The organism is Enterobacter cloacae complex sp. 277I4, assembly GCF_050031465.1.
Classification (GTDB): domain Bacteria; phylum Pseudomonadota; class Gammaproteobacteria; order Enterobacterales; family Enterobacteriaceae; genus Enterobacter; species Enterobacter cloacae.
Window position 1 is genome coordinate 3,882,186 of sequence record NZ_JBLGWC010000001.1, and the last position, 16,750, is coordinate 3,898,935.

Here is a 16,750-nt window from a genome sequence, read left to right on the forward strand (position 1 = left end):
TCATGGCCTCCACCCTTTTACAGTTTTTTCCTAAAGCCGCTTCGCTTTGTCTGTGACATGCTGAATCACGCTCATAACCGATAACGTAAATGAGGATATTATGAAAAAAACAATTATCGCATTGTCTGCCATTCTGCTGGCTTCTCCAGTATTTGCTGCGACCACACATGCAACTGATGATACCGTCGCCGCGGCGAACGCTAACGCCAACGAAGCGAAGCAAAAACTGCACGAAGAGCAGAACAAAGGTGAAGAGCTGAAGCTGAAACAGAAACATGCTGCAGAAGGTAAAAGCGAAAGCTTTGGCAGCAAGGTCAGCGAAGACTCACAGAAAGTCTGGCACAAAACCAAAGAAGGCACCGAGAAGGGTTGGGACGCCACCAAAGAAGGTGCTGAGAAAGGCTGGAACAAAACCAAAGAAGGTGCCAGCGAACTGGAAAAGAAAGTCACTGAGTAACCGTCACACAGATAAAAAGGCCGCCTGCGCGGCCTTTTTTATTGCTTCAAATAAAGTCAGGCGTATTTTACCCCTCACCATTCTATTAAATATCGCCTGCTAGCAGAAAATTTAACCCTGTAAAAGAATATTTTTAAAATGCGAATAAATATAATATATCTTACATCAAAAACATTACCCTATCTTAAATCGCAATTAAGCAACCATAAACAATCAATGCCAGAATACGATTAAAATCATCACCTACCAATTATTTTCCCGCGGCGAAAACGCATAAAAAACCGACTCATTAAAAATGAACTAATCGCACACAATCAATGACTTACAAATTTTAAATTATAAACAAAATTTATAAAGTAATGCCCTCTTCACATCCTTGCGCCATGTTTACTAAAGCTTAATTTGCATATCCAGACTTTTCTGACTATATCATTTTCATACCGTCCCGGATTAATTCCTCTATTAAATACAAGGTTATATAAAAGACAAAATCACATTGTTGATAGTTTTTCTCAAATAAATAGATTCGCTCTGATGTTGCCACTCTGCATTCTGGCGGGCATCGTTCGCGCTGAAAATAAATACGGTGAGCGCTGTTTTAAATAACAGTTACTCCGCCGGGGGCGCGCTTTACCCTTAACAGAGATGGCTCATCTTGCTCGCCGTTAACGATAACTCTGCTGGAGTACTCACTAAATGAGCCAAATCTCTGTTATATCGAAACTTACGGGTGTGGAAACCACCACGGAAGGCACTCAGGTTACGCTGAGCCATTCCTCTATCGTTGAGCTTAAGGTAGAGCGAGCCAATGTCGCTGACTTCGCCCGCAACGGTAACGATCTGGTGATCACGCTACACTCCGGCGAGGTGATTACCGTTAAAAATTTCTTCGTCACCGATGCGCAAGGGGCGAGCCAGCTGGTACTGCAGGACAGTGAGGGGGCGCTGTGGTGGATTCAGGACCCCGCCGGGGCGGCCACCTATGAATCTATTGCCTCCACTGACGTCCTGCTTGCCGCATCCGGAAGTGATGCAGGCGGCGCGGCCATCTGGCCCTGGGTACTGGGTGGCATTGTCGCCGCGGGTGGCATCGCGGCGGCGGCAAGCACCGGCGGTGGCGGCGGTGGGGATGACGATGATGACAACGGCAGCAACCCCGGCACGCCTACAAACCCTTCCGATCCGGATACCACTCCGCCGAATGCGCCGTCCGGCCTGCAGTTCTCGCCGGATGGTAAAACCGTCTCCGGTACCGCCGAACCGGGCAGTACCATCACGCTGAAAGACGCCGACGGCAACGTCATCGGCACCGGCAAAACCGGCAGCGACGGTAAATTTACCATCGATCTGGGGACGCCACTGACTAACGGCGAACAAATTACCGCCACCGCGACGGATTCCTCCGGGAATACCAGCCCGGGCACGACCATAACCGCCCCGGACACCACCGCGCCGGATGCCCCGGACATCCTGCTGGTAAATGACGATGCCGGCGACAAAGCGGGACCGCTGGAAAACGGCCAGCGCACCGATGATGCCCGCCCGACCTTCAGCGGTATCGGCGAGCCAGGCAGCACCATCACTCTCTACGATAACGGCAAGCAGATTGGCACCACCACGGTGGATGCTAAAGGTAGCTGGAGCTTTACCCCCACCACCGATCTCGCCAACGGCAGCCACACCATTACTACAACCGCGACCGATGCGGCAGGCAATACCAGTCCGGCATCCGCTGCCGTCAGTTTTGTTGTCGATACGGTTGCGCCCGGCGCGCCCACCATTAGCAGCGCAACGGACGATATTGATCCCGGCAAAGGAACGGTAAGCAGCGGAGGCAGCACTAACGATCCGCGTCCTCAACTCTCGGGCACCGCCGAACCAGGCTCCACCGTAACCATCTATGACGGCTCTGTCGCTATTGGCACGGCGGTCACCGGCAGCAACGGCACGTGGACCTTCACGCCATCGGTCAATCTGGGTGAAAGCACCCACCAGTTCACCGTCCGGGCAAACGATGCCGCTGGCAACACCGGACCCGCCTCTCCGGTATTCACCCTCACCGTGGATCTCACCCCTCCGGCAACGCCAACGGCGATTGTACTGAGCGATGAGACTGGGGCCATTAAAGGCGCAATTACCGCAGGCCAGTTCACCGACTCCTCTGAACCACTGCTGGCGGGACGGGGAGAGCCTGGCGGCACAATCCAGGTCTATGACAACGGTGTGCTGATTGGGCAAACCACCGTGCTGCCAAACGGCACCTGGAGTCTCAGGCCAGACAACCCGCTCGCGGAAGGTCCGCACTCGATCACCATTAAACAAACCGATGCGGCGGGCAACCAGAGCGCAGAATCCCAGCCGGTAAACTTTACCGTCGATACCACGCCACCGGCGCTGCCCGTTATTGCCATTAACCCGGTGGGAACCCAGGTTACCGGCACCGCCGAGCCAGGCAGCAAAATCGTCATCACCAACAGCAACGGCGACGTGATTGGCCGCGCCACCACTGACGGCAACGGTAACTTTGTTGCGACCCTTTCGCCTGCACAAACAAACGGCGAGCAGCTTTCGGTGGTAGCCACTGACGCGGCGGGCAACCAGAGTCCGGCGGCGTCCCTCACCGCACCGGACACGACACCCGATATCCTCTCTGTGGTGGATGATCAACCCGGCGTCACAGGCCCCATCAGCCAGAATGGGATCACCAATGACCGCACCCCTACCCTGAACGGCACGGCGGAGCCAGGCTCGACCATCACCATCCATAGCGGCGGCGACGTCCTCGGCACGGTCGTTGTTCCATCATCTGGCCAGTGGACCTTTACGCCATCCACCCCGCTGGCCGAAGGTGCCCATGTACTGACGGCGACATCAAGCAACGGTAACGTTTCAAACGCCTGGACCATTACCATTGACGGAACGGCGCCTGATGCGCCCGCCATCACCCAGCTTGTCGATAATGTCCCAGGGGGCACCGGCCCGGTGGGTGCCAACGACACCACCAATGACGCAACGCCGACGCTCAACGGTACCGGTGAACCCGGCTCAACGATCACCATCCGTCTGGATGGCGTCGATATTGGCACCGCGGTGGTCGGTAGCAGCGGCGCGTGGACCTTTACGCCCACCACGCCGGTTGGCGACGGCACGCATACCCTGACCGCGATCGCCACCGACGTCGCCGGTAACACCAGCCCGGTATCCGGTGGATTTACTTTTACCGTTGATACCACCCCACCGCCGGTCGCGACGCTGGCAACCGTCACCGACGACGCCGGAGACGTTAAAGGCCCGCTCAGCAGCGGCGATACCACGGATGACACCCAGCCGTTACTTCAGGGTAGCGCCCCGGATGGCACGGTCATCACCGTGTATGACGGCACCACGCTGCTCGGTACCGCAACGCTCGACGGCAGCGGCGGCTGGAGCTTTACCCCTACCACGCCGCTCACCGACGGCCCGCATTCGCTGACGATCCATGCCACAGATGCCGCCGGGAATACCTCGATTTCTGATCCGTTCGAGCTGGTGATTGATACCGTCGCACCGGCCACACCGGACACGCCAGCCATCACCGTAAACCCGGATGGCTCAGCACCCACGTCGCTGAACCCGGGGGAAACCACCCGTGATACCACGCCGACGCTGAGCGGTACCGGTAATCCGGGCGATACGGTGACGATTTACAACGGCACCGACAAAATCGGTGACGCCGTGGTGGACGGCGACGGTAACTGGAGCTGGACGCCATCCACCGACCTGCCCAACGGCACCTATGACATTACCCTGACCGTCACCAACAAGGACGGCGCGGGCAACGAAAGCGCCCCGTCCCAGCCGGTGACTATCACCATCGACACCGACGCGCCGGCTGCGCCCGCGGTCCCGGTCATTACCGACAGTGTCAGCCAGATAACCGGCCCGGTTGCCGATGGCGAAACCATCAACGATCCGCGTCCGGTACTGAGTGGCACCGGTACGCCAAATGATGTGATTACCATTTACGACAGCGTTGATGGCGGCACGCCAGCCGCCGTGGGTACCGTCACGGTAGACGGCAACGGCAACTGGAGCTGGCGTCCTGAAAGCGCTATTGACGAGGGCAGCCACGAATTTACCGCTACCGCCACCGACGAGGCGGGTAACGTCTCTGACCCTTCTACGGGGATCACCATCACCGTCGATACCCTCGCACCGGATACCCCGGTGATTGGCGCCATCGCCGGTGAGCCGAATGGCGGTGTTACTACCGATACCACGCCAACCGTCGGCGGAACCGGTGTGACGGGTGAAACGGTAATCGTCTATAACAATGGCGTCGAGCTTGGACGCGTGGTTGTGGCTAACGGCGAATGGTCATTTACCCTGCCCACGCAGACGGATGGCCCGCTGAACATCACCGTTGCGGCAGTCGACGCTGCGGGTAACGTCAGCGCACTCAGCCCGGTCTTTACCGTCACCGTCGATACCACTGCACCTGAGATCCCGCTGATCAACAGCGTTGAAGACAGCCAGCTCACCAACGGGACGCTCTATACCCGCGACGGTACGCCAACCCTCAACGGTACCGGCGAGCCGGGCTCCACCGTGATTGTCAGCGTGGACGGTACGCCATCCACAGTCCAGGTCACCGTCCAGCCGGATGGAACCTGGAGCTGGACCGCCGACACCACACTGGCGGAAGGCCCACACAGCTTCACCGTCTCGTCGGTCGACCCGGCGGGTAACACTTCAGGAAGCTCTGCGCCGCTTGCCGTCACGGTGGATACCGTGCTTCCGGCAGCGCCGGACAATATCAGCGTGGCTGCACAGGGGACGCCGCTGACCGGTACCGGCGAAGAGGGTGCCACCATTATCGTTACAGACGCCAGCGGTAACGTGATCGGTACCGGGGTGGTCTCCGGCGGCAACTTCTCCGTGGCGCTCAGCCCGGCCCAGCAGGACGGCGCGGCGCTGACCATCACCGCCACGGATGCTGCAGGGAATCTCAGCCCTGAAGCCTCCTATACCGTCACCGGTACGCTGCCGAACCTCCCGGACGTTCCCGTCATTACGGTTATCAACGACGATACGGCCCCGGTTACGGGCGATGTGAAAGACAAAACCACTAACGACACGACGCCGACCCTTGTCGGGACAGCAGAGCCAGGCAGCATAATCACTGTCTATCAGGATGGCGTGCAGGTTCTGCTGCCAACCGTGACCGCCGATGCAAACGGCAACTGGAGCTATACGCCAGCTCTGCCGCTGGGTGAAGGAGCGCACACCTTTGAGGTCACCGCCACGCTGAATGGCGAAACCAGCGGACGTTCGCCGGTGGCGACCGTCACTGTTGATCTCACCGCCCCTGACGCGCCTGCCATTGGCGCGGTTATTGATGATGTCGGCCCGGGCACCGGTCCACTCACGGACGGGCAGACCACCAATGACAACCGCCCAACCCTGACCGGTAGCGGCACGGCGGGCGATACTATCTCCATTTACAGCAACGGCACCCTGCTGGGCACCACCGTGGTCGGCCAGACGGGTAACTGGAGCTTCACGCCATCCGCGCTGGCGGAGGGCAATAACGTCCTGACCATCCGTGAGACCGATCCGGCGGGCAACCAGAGTGCGCCATCGGCAGGCTTCACCATCGTGGTTGACACCAGCTCCACCACCCCGGTGATTGTTAACGTCACTGATGATGTCGGTAACACCGCCACGACCGTGGTCAGCGGCAATACCACCAACGACGCAACGCCTACCCTCTCCGGTACGGCGGAAGCGAACAGCGTGGTGACGATCTTTGATGGCAATACGCAGATTGGCATCGTCACGGCGGACGGTACCGGCGCGTGGAGCTTTACGCCTGAGACCGCCCTCGGCGAAGGGTCACACAGCTTCACCGTCAAAGCCACCGATCCGCAGGGTAACGTCAGCCTGTCGTCAAACGCCTGGAGCGTGGTGGTTGACCTGACGGCGCCAACGGTCCCCGTGCTTGAAACCGTCAGCGACAACGTGGCGGGCGGGATTGTCGGTAATCTCACCACCGGCCAGGTCACCAATGACACCACGCCAACGCTCAGCGGGACAGGCGCCGTCGGCAGTACCATCCACATCCTGAACAATGGCGTGGAGATCGGTACCGCACCGGTAGACAGCAACGGCAACTGGAGCTTTACCCCTAATCCGGCGCTGGGAGATGGCAGCTATAACATTCGCATCAACGCCAGCGATGCCGCCGGTAACGTCTCAGCCAACTCGCCGGTCTTCGTCTTCACGGTTGATACCGCAGGTCCTTCCGCGCCGGTGGTCACCAGCGTGATTGACGATGTCGGTCCGGTCACCGGGACGCTCACCAGCGGCAACAGCACCAACGACACAAAACCCACCTTCAACGGCACGGGCGAAGTCGGTTCCACGGTGCACATCATTGTTGATGGCAGCGAGATTGGCACCGCGGTCGTCAATGCTCAGGGGAACTGGAGCTTCACCCCGGGTACCGCGCTCACCGAAGGGCCACATGCCATCACCTTCAACGCCATCGATGCGGCAGGTAATACCGGCAGCACGTCGGCACCGATTAACCTGACGGTGGATACCTCCGCACCGACAGCGCCGTCCATTTTGACCGCGAGCGATAACGTGGGCAGCGTTCAGACACCGCTCTCCTCCGGGCAGAGCACGGACGATACCACCCCAACCCTTAGCGGCACAGCCGCGGCCAACGCGACCATCACTGTCTATCAGGACGGGCAGCAGGTCGGCACCGCCCAGGCTGACGGCAGCGGCGCGTGGAGCTTTACCCCGTCCACAGCGCTGGCGAATGGTAGCCACACCTGGTCCGTCACGGCCACCGATGCGGCGGGCAACGTCAGCCCCGCATCGCCTGACTTTACGCTGGTGGTGGATACCACTGCGCCTAACGCGCCGGTTATCAGCCAGGCGGTTGATGACGTGGGCACGATCACCGGCCCTGTCAGCTCCGGACAAAGCACCGACGACACCATTCCGCGTCTCGTCGGTACCAGCGAGCCGTTTGCCACGGTGAACATTTATGAAGGTACGACGCTGGTGGGCACCGGTACCGCGGATGCCAGCGGAAACTGGAGCATTCTGCTGACCACCACGCTGGCAACCGGTCCACATAGCTTTACGGCTCAGGCGACGGATGCGGCAGGTAACACCAGCGCGCCGTCAGCAACCTTCAACCTGACCATCGACACCACGCCGCCTGCGCAGCCGGTGCTTAGCAGCATTGTGGATGACGTCGGGAATGCCGCCACGCCTGTCGCCAATGGCGGATTGACCAACGACGCGCAGCCAACCCTCACCGGTACGGCGGAAGCGGGCGCGACGGTGAAAATCTTCGATAACGGCGTGCAGATTGGCAGCGTTGTCGCCACCGGCGGTAACTGGAGCTTTACGCCATCCCCGGCGCTCAGCGATGGTCAGCACAGCCTGACGTTTACCGCCACCGATGCGGCGGGCAACGCCAGCGCACCCACCAGCGGGTATGTGATCAACGTGGATGCCACCGCGCCAGCCGCGCCGGTCATCAGCGCGATTGTAGACGACGTTGGCAGCGTTACCGGGCCGGTGACGGGTAATAACCCGACCAACGACACCCGACCAGCGTTGAGCGGTACCGCCGAAGCCAATGCGACGGTGCGTATCTACGACGGTAGCACGCTGGTTGGCACGGTCACCGCCGATGCCAACGGCAACTGGACGCTGGCGCAAACCACCACCACGCTGACGGAAGGTTCGCACAGCTTCACCGCCACCGCCACCGATGCCGCGGGCAATACCAGCGCGCCATCAACCGTGACCACAATCCTGGTTGACCTGACGGCACCGGGCGCACCGACCAGCCTGCAGGTGATCGCTAACGGAACCCAGGTCACCGGTACCGCGGAAGCGGGCAGCACCGTCACCATCACCAGCGGTAACGGTACGGTGCTCGGTACCGCGACGGCAGACGGTAACGGCAACTTTAGCGCTACCCTCACCACGGCGCAGACCAACGGTGAAGCCCTGCTGGTCTACGCGACCGATAAGGCCGGTAACGCTGGCGTAAGCGCCTCGGTGGTTGCGCCATCAACCAACATTCCAAACGCACCGGTTATCGCCAACATTGACGATAACGTCGGTAGCGTTACCGGAGGGCTGACCAACGGTAAAACCACCGATGACACCACGCCAACCCTGAGCGGCACCGCACAGCCGAACGCCACCGTCACGCTGTATAACAACGGCGTGTCGATGGGTACGGTAGTGGCGGATGCCAGCGGTAACTGGAGTTTTACGACCCCGGCATTAAGCGAGGGATCACACGCCTTTACCGCCACGGCAACCAACTCAGCCGGCACCAGCCCGATCTCGCTCTCGACAACCGTTATCGTCGACGTGACGGCGCCAAACGCGCCTGCCGGGACCTTTAACGCTGACGGCAGCGTATTGACCGGTACGGCGGAAGCGGGCAGCACCGTCACCATCCGCCTCGCGGACGGCTCAACGGTGACCACCACCGCAGACAGCAATGGCGCCTACAGCTACACCTTCCTCAACAAGCAGACCGAAGGCCAGACGCTGCAGATCACGGCCACCGATGCGGCGGGTAACACCTCGCAGCCGGGCTCGGTCCTTGCGCCGGTGGTGCCGCTCTCTGCCAGCAATAACGTTGAAGAGCTGGATCTCAGTACCACCGCCACCGTCACCAACAGCCAGTACAGCGACTATGGCTTCCTGCTGGTGGGTGCCGTAGGCAACGTGCTGACCCTGCTGGGCAACGATACAGCCCAGGTTGAGTTCAACGTGGGCAGCGGCGGCAGTGCGGATATTGTGGTCAATGCCAACGCCACGGGGGCGGTACTTTCGCTGCTCAACACCCTGGAGCTGGTGGTGCAGCGTTTCGATACCGTCAACAACACCTGGACCACCGTCGTGGATACCGGACAACCGCAGTTCGCCGACCTGCTGACCCTTGGGGCCACCGGCGTGTCGCTGAACCTGACCGGGCTCGCTGATGGCCAGTATCGCGTGCTGAGCTACAACACCAACCTGCTGGCAACCGGCTCGTACACCAGCCTGGATGTGGCGGTGAAAGAGACCAGCGCCGGCACCGTAACGGGCGACACCAGCCTGGACGGTAACGTGATCCTGGATACCGATCCTACCGCAGGCAGCGATAACGCTCCGGCAGGTACGACCGTCTCCGCCGTGACCAACGCGCTGGGGGTCACCACCAGCGTTAACGCCGACGGCACGGTGATTCAGGGGCAGTACGGTACGCTGACCATTAACCGCGACGGCAGCTACACCTACAACCTCACCGACACCAGTGCCGCGGTGATTGGCCGCACGGAGAGCTTCACCTACACCATTACCCATAACGGTGTCAGCGCGTCGGCGAACCTCGTGCTGTCGCTCGGTTCGGGCAGCGTGGCGAATGGCATTGTCGCCGTAGACGACGCGGCTTCCCTGACCTTCGACACCACCGTCCAGGCCATCGATAACGGCACATCGTCGCAAAGCGGCTTTACCCTGGTGGGGATCAATCTCGGCAACACGCTGGGGCTGAACCTGCTGGACGATATGACCAACCCGATCATCTACACCGTGGAGGAAGGTACAACCCGCACCATGACGATTCAGGCCTCCGTGGGGGGCGTAGCCCTGGCATCGGTGTTCGACCTGTACGTCTATAAGTTCAACAACGCGACCCAGACCTTCGAGCAGATGCGCGTTGAGCCGGGCTGGCTGCGTGCGCCGCTGCTGGGCGGCACCTCCTCGCAGCTGACGCTGAACCTGCCTGCCGGGGAGTATCTGTTCCTGCTCAATACGGCGGCAGGGATCACCGCGCTGACGGCCTACACCCTGAGCGTGCTGCAGGATCATGTCTACAGCGTCTCCAGCATCGGGGAGAGCACCACGGGGGATGTGCTGGCGAACGATCCGGTGCCGGATGGCACGGTGGTGACGGAAGTGAACGGTGTGGCGGTTAACAGCAGTGGAACAACCGACATTCAGGGAGAATACGGCACGCTGACCATTGATTCGTCCGGCCAGTACACCTACACCCTGAGGACCGGCGTGGGGGCGGACCATATCAGCACGCCGGACACCTTCGTCTATACCATTACGGCACCAAACGGCGCGAAAGATACGGGCTCGCTCAACATTACCCCAACCGCGCGGGCAATGGATGCGGTGAACGATGTCAGCACCGAGATGAGTGTCACGTCTGTACACCATACCTCGGCCTACTCTGACACCACCGTCGGCAGCGCCAGCTGGACCACCTCGTTGCTAGGTACCACCACGGGCAGCGGAAGCGGGACCTTTGTGGTGGATCCGAACACCGCCCTGCATAGCGCGTCGCTGCACTTTGACGTCGCGTCGCTGCTGGCGCTGGGCGGGCTGACGGTGAACTGGACGATCAGTGATGCCAACGGTGTTATTCGCACCGGCTCCTTCAGCGGCGGCTCGCTGCTGGGCGGCAGTATCGACGTGCCCCTGACCGGGCTGGATCTGAACGCCGGGACCTATACGCTGAGCTATACCGGCAGCGTACCGGGGCTGAGCGTGGGCAATATCACCATCACCCCGAGCGTGAACGGTACCACCTACTCGCTGACCCAGTTCGACTCCACCAGCGGCCACACCGTTGACGGCAATATCTTCGACGGTACGGATTCCGCCGGGGCGATGGATCAGCTGCAGTCGGTCGATACCCGCGTGACCATTACCGGCTTCGACGGCACCACCACCACGCTGGATCCTTACACCGGCAGTACGCTGGTCAACGTCACGGGTCATTACGGCACGCTGTCGATTGGCGCAGACGGCCACTACACCTACACCCTCAACAGCGGGGTGTCGCTCTCAACCATCACGTCGAAGGAGGTCTTCAACTACACCCTCACCGATGCCAACGGCAATACGGACACTGCCACGCTGACCATCAATATGGCGCCGCAGTTCGTCAGTTCTGAGCATAACGATGTCATTACCGGCACCGCGTACGGCGATACGCTGATTTATCAGGTGCTGAACAGCACCGCAGGCAACGCCACCGCGGGTAACGTCAGCAGTACCGCCGGCGATCACTGGACCAACTTCTCGCTGGCCCAGGGAGACAAAATTGACATCGGCGATCTGCTGGTGGGCTGGAACGGCAGTGCGTCAACGCTCGGTAATTACCTGCATGTGACGAACAGCAATGGCAGTACCGTGATCTCCATCGACCGTGACGGTACAGGAAGCACCTATACCAATACCACGCTCGTGACGCTTGATAACGTCCAGACCACCTACGACGAGTTAGTTAACCAGCAACACATCGTGACCTGATAGCACCTGTAGTACCTGACCCGGGCGCACTGCGCCCGGGCATAAACAATAAAGCTGTACTTATTTTTTATTAGGGACATGACATGGGAAAGATGATGCCTTACTGGTGGCTCTCGTGCTGCCTGATATCTGTGCCCGCACTCTCCGCTAATCCGGCGGCGATGATTAATACCGGACAACTTCGCGAAACGCAGGAACTCCCCTCCCTGAATGGCCGCGTGGCGCCTGTGGCGGGCAACGCCGCCCCCGGCACGCTGCAGCTTGGCGACGCCGTCAACCGCGCCGTCACCTGGCACCCGGCCATCAGTGAAGCGGTAGGAAAACTCTACCAACAGAGTGAAGAGGTGGACGTCGCCAAATCGAAATACTACCCGCAAATTAACGCCGGTATGGACAATGGCTATACCCATGACGGCGACGATAATGGCTTTACGCCATCGCTGGTGCTCTCTCTTTCCCAGATGCTGTACGACTTTGGCAAGGTGGCAAGCCAGGTGCGTGCCGAAAACGCCGGGGTTGCCCAGCAGCAGGCCAACGTGCTGGTGAGCATCGACACCATCGCCCACGATACCGCCATCGCCATGGTGGAAGTGCAAACCTGGCAGCAGATGGTCGATACCGCCAAAGAACAGCTCGACGCCCTCTCCTCCATTGGCAAGCTGACTCGCCAGCGTAACGACGAAGGGGCTACCTCGCTCTCTGACGTGGTGCAGACCGATGCCCGTATCGAAGGGGCCCGCGCCCAGCTCATGCAGTACCAGGCCAGCCTCGACAGCGCCCGCGCCACGCTGATGAGTTTTCTCGGCTGGAACACCCTCAACGAGGTGGGCAACGATTTTCCGCAAAAGCTGGCCCGCAGCTGTGATATCGCCGAACCGGACGATCGTCTGGTGCCTGCGGTGTTAGCGGCCTGGGCGCAGGCTAACGTCGCGCAGGCCAACCTTGACTACGCCAACGCCCAGATGACTCCGACCGTCTCGCTGGAGCCGGAAGTGCGTCACTACCTCAACGACCGCTATGCGGGTAACGAAACGCGGGATCGCACGCAATACTCCGCGTGGGTGAAAGTGCAAATGCCGCTCTATCAGGGCGGCGGCCTCACCGCCCGGCGTAACGCTGCCGGACACGCGGTGGAAGCGGCGCAATCCACCATTCAGCGCACCCGCCTTGAAGTTCGCCAGAAGCTGCTTGAGGCGCGCAGTCAGGTGATGAGCCTGCTCAGCACCCTGCAGATCCAGGGTCGTCAGGAGGCGCTCAGCGCCCGCACCCGCGAGCTGTATCAGCAGCAGTATCTTGACCTTGGCTCACGCCCGCTGCTCGATGTGCTCAACGCCGAGCAGGAGGTCTACCAGGCGCGTTTCACCCAGCAACAGACCCTTGGCCAGCTGCATCAGCTGCAGCTCAACTGCCTCTACAACACCGGGCAGCTGCGCCATGCGTTCGATCTTGATAACCGCACCATCCAGACCGTGGAGATCCAGCCATGAAAGAGCGTGATATGCCGCAAGCTGAGCCCATGACGGATGATGCCCTGGCCCAGTGGGCGCAGGCCTTTGGCTTTATTGCCACGCGCTACCGCGTCGCCTGCTCTCCCGGCGCGCTGCTGGCAGGCGCACCGTGGCTGAAAGGCAAACCGATGGTGCCCGCCCTCACCCAGCTCGCCCGCGAGGCGGGGCTGTCGTTTCAGCTGCTTACCGCCAGCCAGCAGTCGATCAACAGCTGGTGTCTGCCGGTGGTGGTGGCGCTAAACGACGGCAGGGTTGGCGTGATCGAACATTTCGACGGCGACGATACGCTGGAGGTCAGCTTCTTTGACGACCAGACCTACACCAACCGTTTGTCGATGACGGCGATGCTGCCCGCCATCCGCCACGTCATCGCCCTGCGTCCGCTGGCAGCGCTGAAGGACAGCCGGGTGGACGCCTATATCTCAAAATACCGCCCGGACTGGCTCTACCGGCTGGTAATGCGCGACCTGCGCCCCTACAGCTGGGTGATGCTCGCCGCGCTGTTTATCAACGTGCTGTCGCTCTCCGGGATTGTCTTTTCCATGCAGGTGTATGACCGGGTGATCCCCGCCCAGTCCTATCCGACGCTGTACGTACTGACCATCGGGGTGCTGATCGCCACCCTGTTCGGCTTCGTGTTGCGCGTGGCGCGCGGGCACATTATGGATCTGCTGGGCAAACGCTCGGATCTGCGCGTCTCGGATCGCGTGTTCGGTCACGCCCTGCGGCTGCGCAACAGCGCGATCCCACGCTCTACCGGCAGCTTTATCTCCCAGCTGCGCGAGCTGGAGCAGATCCGCGAGATGGTCACCTCCTCCACCATCTCGACGATTGTCGATCTGCCTTTCTTCTTACTGTTTGTGGTGGTGCTGGCGATTATCGCCCCGCAGCTGGCGTGGATCGCCCCGGTGGCGGCGGTGATCATGGTTCTGCCCGGCCTGCTGCTGCAGAAGAAGCTGGCGGAGCTGGCGAAACAATCCGCCCATGAATCGACCCTGCGCAACGCGGTGCTGGTAGAAAGCGTGCAGGGGCTGGAGGACATCAAGCTGATGCAGGCGGAAAACCGCTTTTTGCAGCAGTGGAACAGCTATATCCAGATCACCGCGGAATCTGGCCTGCGTACCCGCGAGCTGACGCAGAATCTGATCAGCTGGGGGATGACCATCCAGAGCCTGGTTTACGCCGCCGTGATCGTGGTCGGCGCGCCGATGGTGATCGACGGCACGCTGACCACCGGTTCGGTGGTCGCCGCCTCGATGCTGGCCTCGCGCATGATCGCCCCCATGGCGACGCTGTGCGGCGTGCTGGCCCGCTGGCAGCAGGTGAAAGCGGCAAAAGAGGGGCTGGACAGCATTATGCAGTTACCTACCGAGAACCAGCGCGAGGAGACGCCGATCCGCCAGGACGTGCTGCGCGGTCACTACCTGTTCGAGCAGGCGCAGTTTCGCTATCACCCGGAGGATCCGCGCATGGCGCTGCGCATCAACCGTCTGGAGATCAAGCCCGGTGAGAAAGTGGCGATCCTCGGGCGTAACGGCGCGGGCAAATCAACCCTGCTGCAGGCGATGGCAGGCGGGATGGATCTGGCGGGCGGCGAGCTGCGGCTCGACAACCTCAGCCTGCCGCACCTCGACGTCGCCGATGTCCGGCGCAACGTCGGCTTTATGACCCAGAACGCGCGGCTGTTTTACGGCACCCTGCGGGAAAACATCACCCTCGGCATGCCGCGCGCCACCGACGAGGAGATTTTCGCCGCACTGGAGTTAACCGGCGCGGCGAGCTTTGTGCAGAAGCTGCCGAAGGGGCTGGACTATCCGATCATGGAGAACGGCGTGGGGCTCTCCGGCGGCCAGCGGCAGTCGATCCTGCTGGCACGCATGCTGCTGCGCGACCCGAATATCGTCCTGATGGACGAACCCACCGCCTCGCTGGATGAGCATACCGAACGGGAATTTATCCAGCGTCTGAGCGCCTGGCTCGGCCACCGCACGCTTATCGTTGCGACCCATCGCGTGCCGGTGCTGGAACTGGTCGAGCGGGTGGTGGTGCTCAAGGAGGGCATGCTGGTGATGGATGCCCCGAAAGCGCAGGCGCTGAATAACAGCCGCATTCAACAACAGCAGGCAGCCGCCGCAAGGGAGTGGAAAAATGAAAATCAGTCAGCGTGATGCCGCGGCAATGGACGATCTGGATAATGCGCTCGGTTCCGAAAGCGGCTACACCGGCGCGCGACGAATCGTGATCCTCTCTCTGCTGCTGTTTATCGTCCTCGGGATCTGGGCCTGGTTTGGCGTGCTGGATGAGGTCTCAACCGGTACCGGCAAAGTGATCCCCAGCTCGCGCGAGCAGGTTTTACAGTCGCTGGACGGGGGGATCCTCACCGAGCTGAACGTCCACGAGGGCGATCAGGTACAGGCCGGACAAGTGCTGGCGCGCCTTGATCCCACGCGTTCAGAATCAAACGTCGGCGAAAGTGCGGCACGCTATCGCGCCTCGCTGGCCTCCAGCGCGCGCCTGTATGCCGAGGTAAACGATCTGCCGTTGAAGTTCCCCCCTTCGCTGAAGGAATGGCCTGAGTTAATTGCCGACGAAACGCGGCTTTACAACTCCCGCCGCGCGCAGCTTGAGGATACCCAGCGGGAGCTGCGTGCCGCGCTCGATCTCGCCAATAAGGAGCTGGCGATCACCCAGCGGCTGGTCAAAACCGGGGCCGCCAGCCACGTAGAGGTGCTGCGCCTGCAGCGGCAGAAAAGTGACCTGGAGCTGAAGCTCACCGACGTGCGCTCGCAGTATTACGTTCAGGCGCGCGAGGCGCTCTCCAAAGCCAACGCGGAGGTGGATATGGTCTCGGCGATCCTGAAAGGCCGTCAGGATTCCGTCACGCGCCTGACGGTGAAATCGCCGGTGCGCGGGATCGTGAAAAACATCAAGGTCACCACCATCGGCGGCGTGATCCCGCCCAACGGCGAGCTGATGGAGATCGTGCCGGTGGACGATCACCTGCTGATCGAAACTCGCCTCTCGCCGCGCGATATCGCCTTTATCCACCCGAACCAGGAAGCGCTGGTCAAAATCACCGCCTACGACTACGCCATTTACGGCGGGCTGCACGGGGTGGTAGAGACGATTTCCCCGGACACCATCCAGGACGAAGCCAAGCCGGAAGTGTTCTATTACCGGGTGTTTATCCGCACCAGCCAGGATTACCTGGTGAATAAAGCAGGCAGGCACTTCTCAATTGTGCCTGGGATGATTGCGACGGTGGATATTAAAACCGGGGAGAAAACGGTGCTGGATTATATGATTAAGCCGTTTAACCGGGCGAAGGAAGCGCTGAGGGAGCGGTGATGAAACGCCTTACATCATTTCCTGAAGCCGCCTCGCAGGATTGGATTTCCCCTGGATAACCCTCTTCTTTTTATGGTTAACCGGGCGTATGTTCATCCCA

The 16,750-nt window shown here is 60.7% G+C and carries 5 protein-coding genes; all 5 read left to right on the forward strand.

Annotated features, from left to right (window positions below):
• The first annotated feature begins 100 nt into the window (after window positions 1-100).
• Window positions 101-457, forward strand: coding sequence for a hypothetical protein (locus ACQG19_RS18920; RefSeq protein WP_013098385.1), 357 nt, complete (start codon window positions 101-103; stop codon window positions 455-457).
• A 696-nt stretch (window positions 458-1,153) separates the two neighbouring features.
• Window positions 1,154-11,794: a BapA/Bap/LapF family large adhesin gene (locus tag ACQG19_RS18925; protein WP_246932868.1), complete on the forward strand. Its 10,641-nt coding sequence runs from the start codon at window positions 1,154-1,156 to the stop codon at window positions 11,792-11,794.
• Window positions 11,795-11,877: 83 nt separating this feature from the next.
• On the forward strand, window positions 11,878-13,281 hold the full coding sequence (locus ACQG19_RS18930) for a TolC family outer membrane protein (RefSeq protein WP_013098387.1): 1,404 nt from the start codon (window positions 11,878-11,880) through the stop codon (window positions 13,279-13,281).
• Complete coding sequence (locus ACQG19_RS18935; protein ID WP_127869028.1) at window positions 13,278-15,470, forward strand: type I secretion system permease/ATPase; 2,193 nt, start codon at window positions 13,278-13,280, stop codon at window positions 15,468-15,470. The genes ACQG19_RS18930 and ACQG19_RS18935 overlap by 4 nt, the downstream gene beginning before the upstream one ends.
• A gap of 10 nt (window positions 15,471-15,480) precedes the next feature.
• Complete coding sequence (locus ACQG19_RS18940; RefSeq protein ID WP_086528237.1) at window positions 15,481-16,650, forward strand: HlyD family efflux transporter periplasmic adaptor subunit; 1,170 nt, start codon at window positions 15,481-15,483, stop codon at window positions 16,648-16,650.
• The last annotated feature ends 100 nt before the right edge of the window (window positions 16,651-16,750 follow it).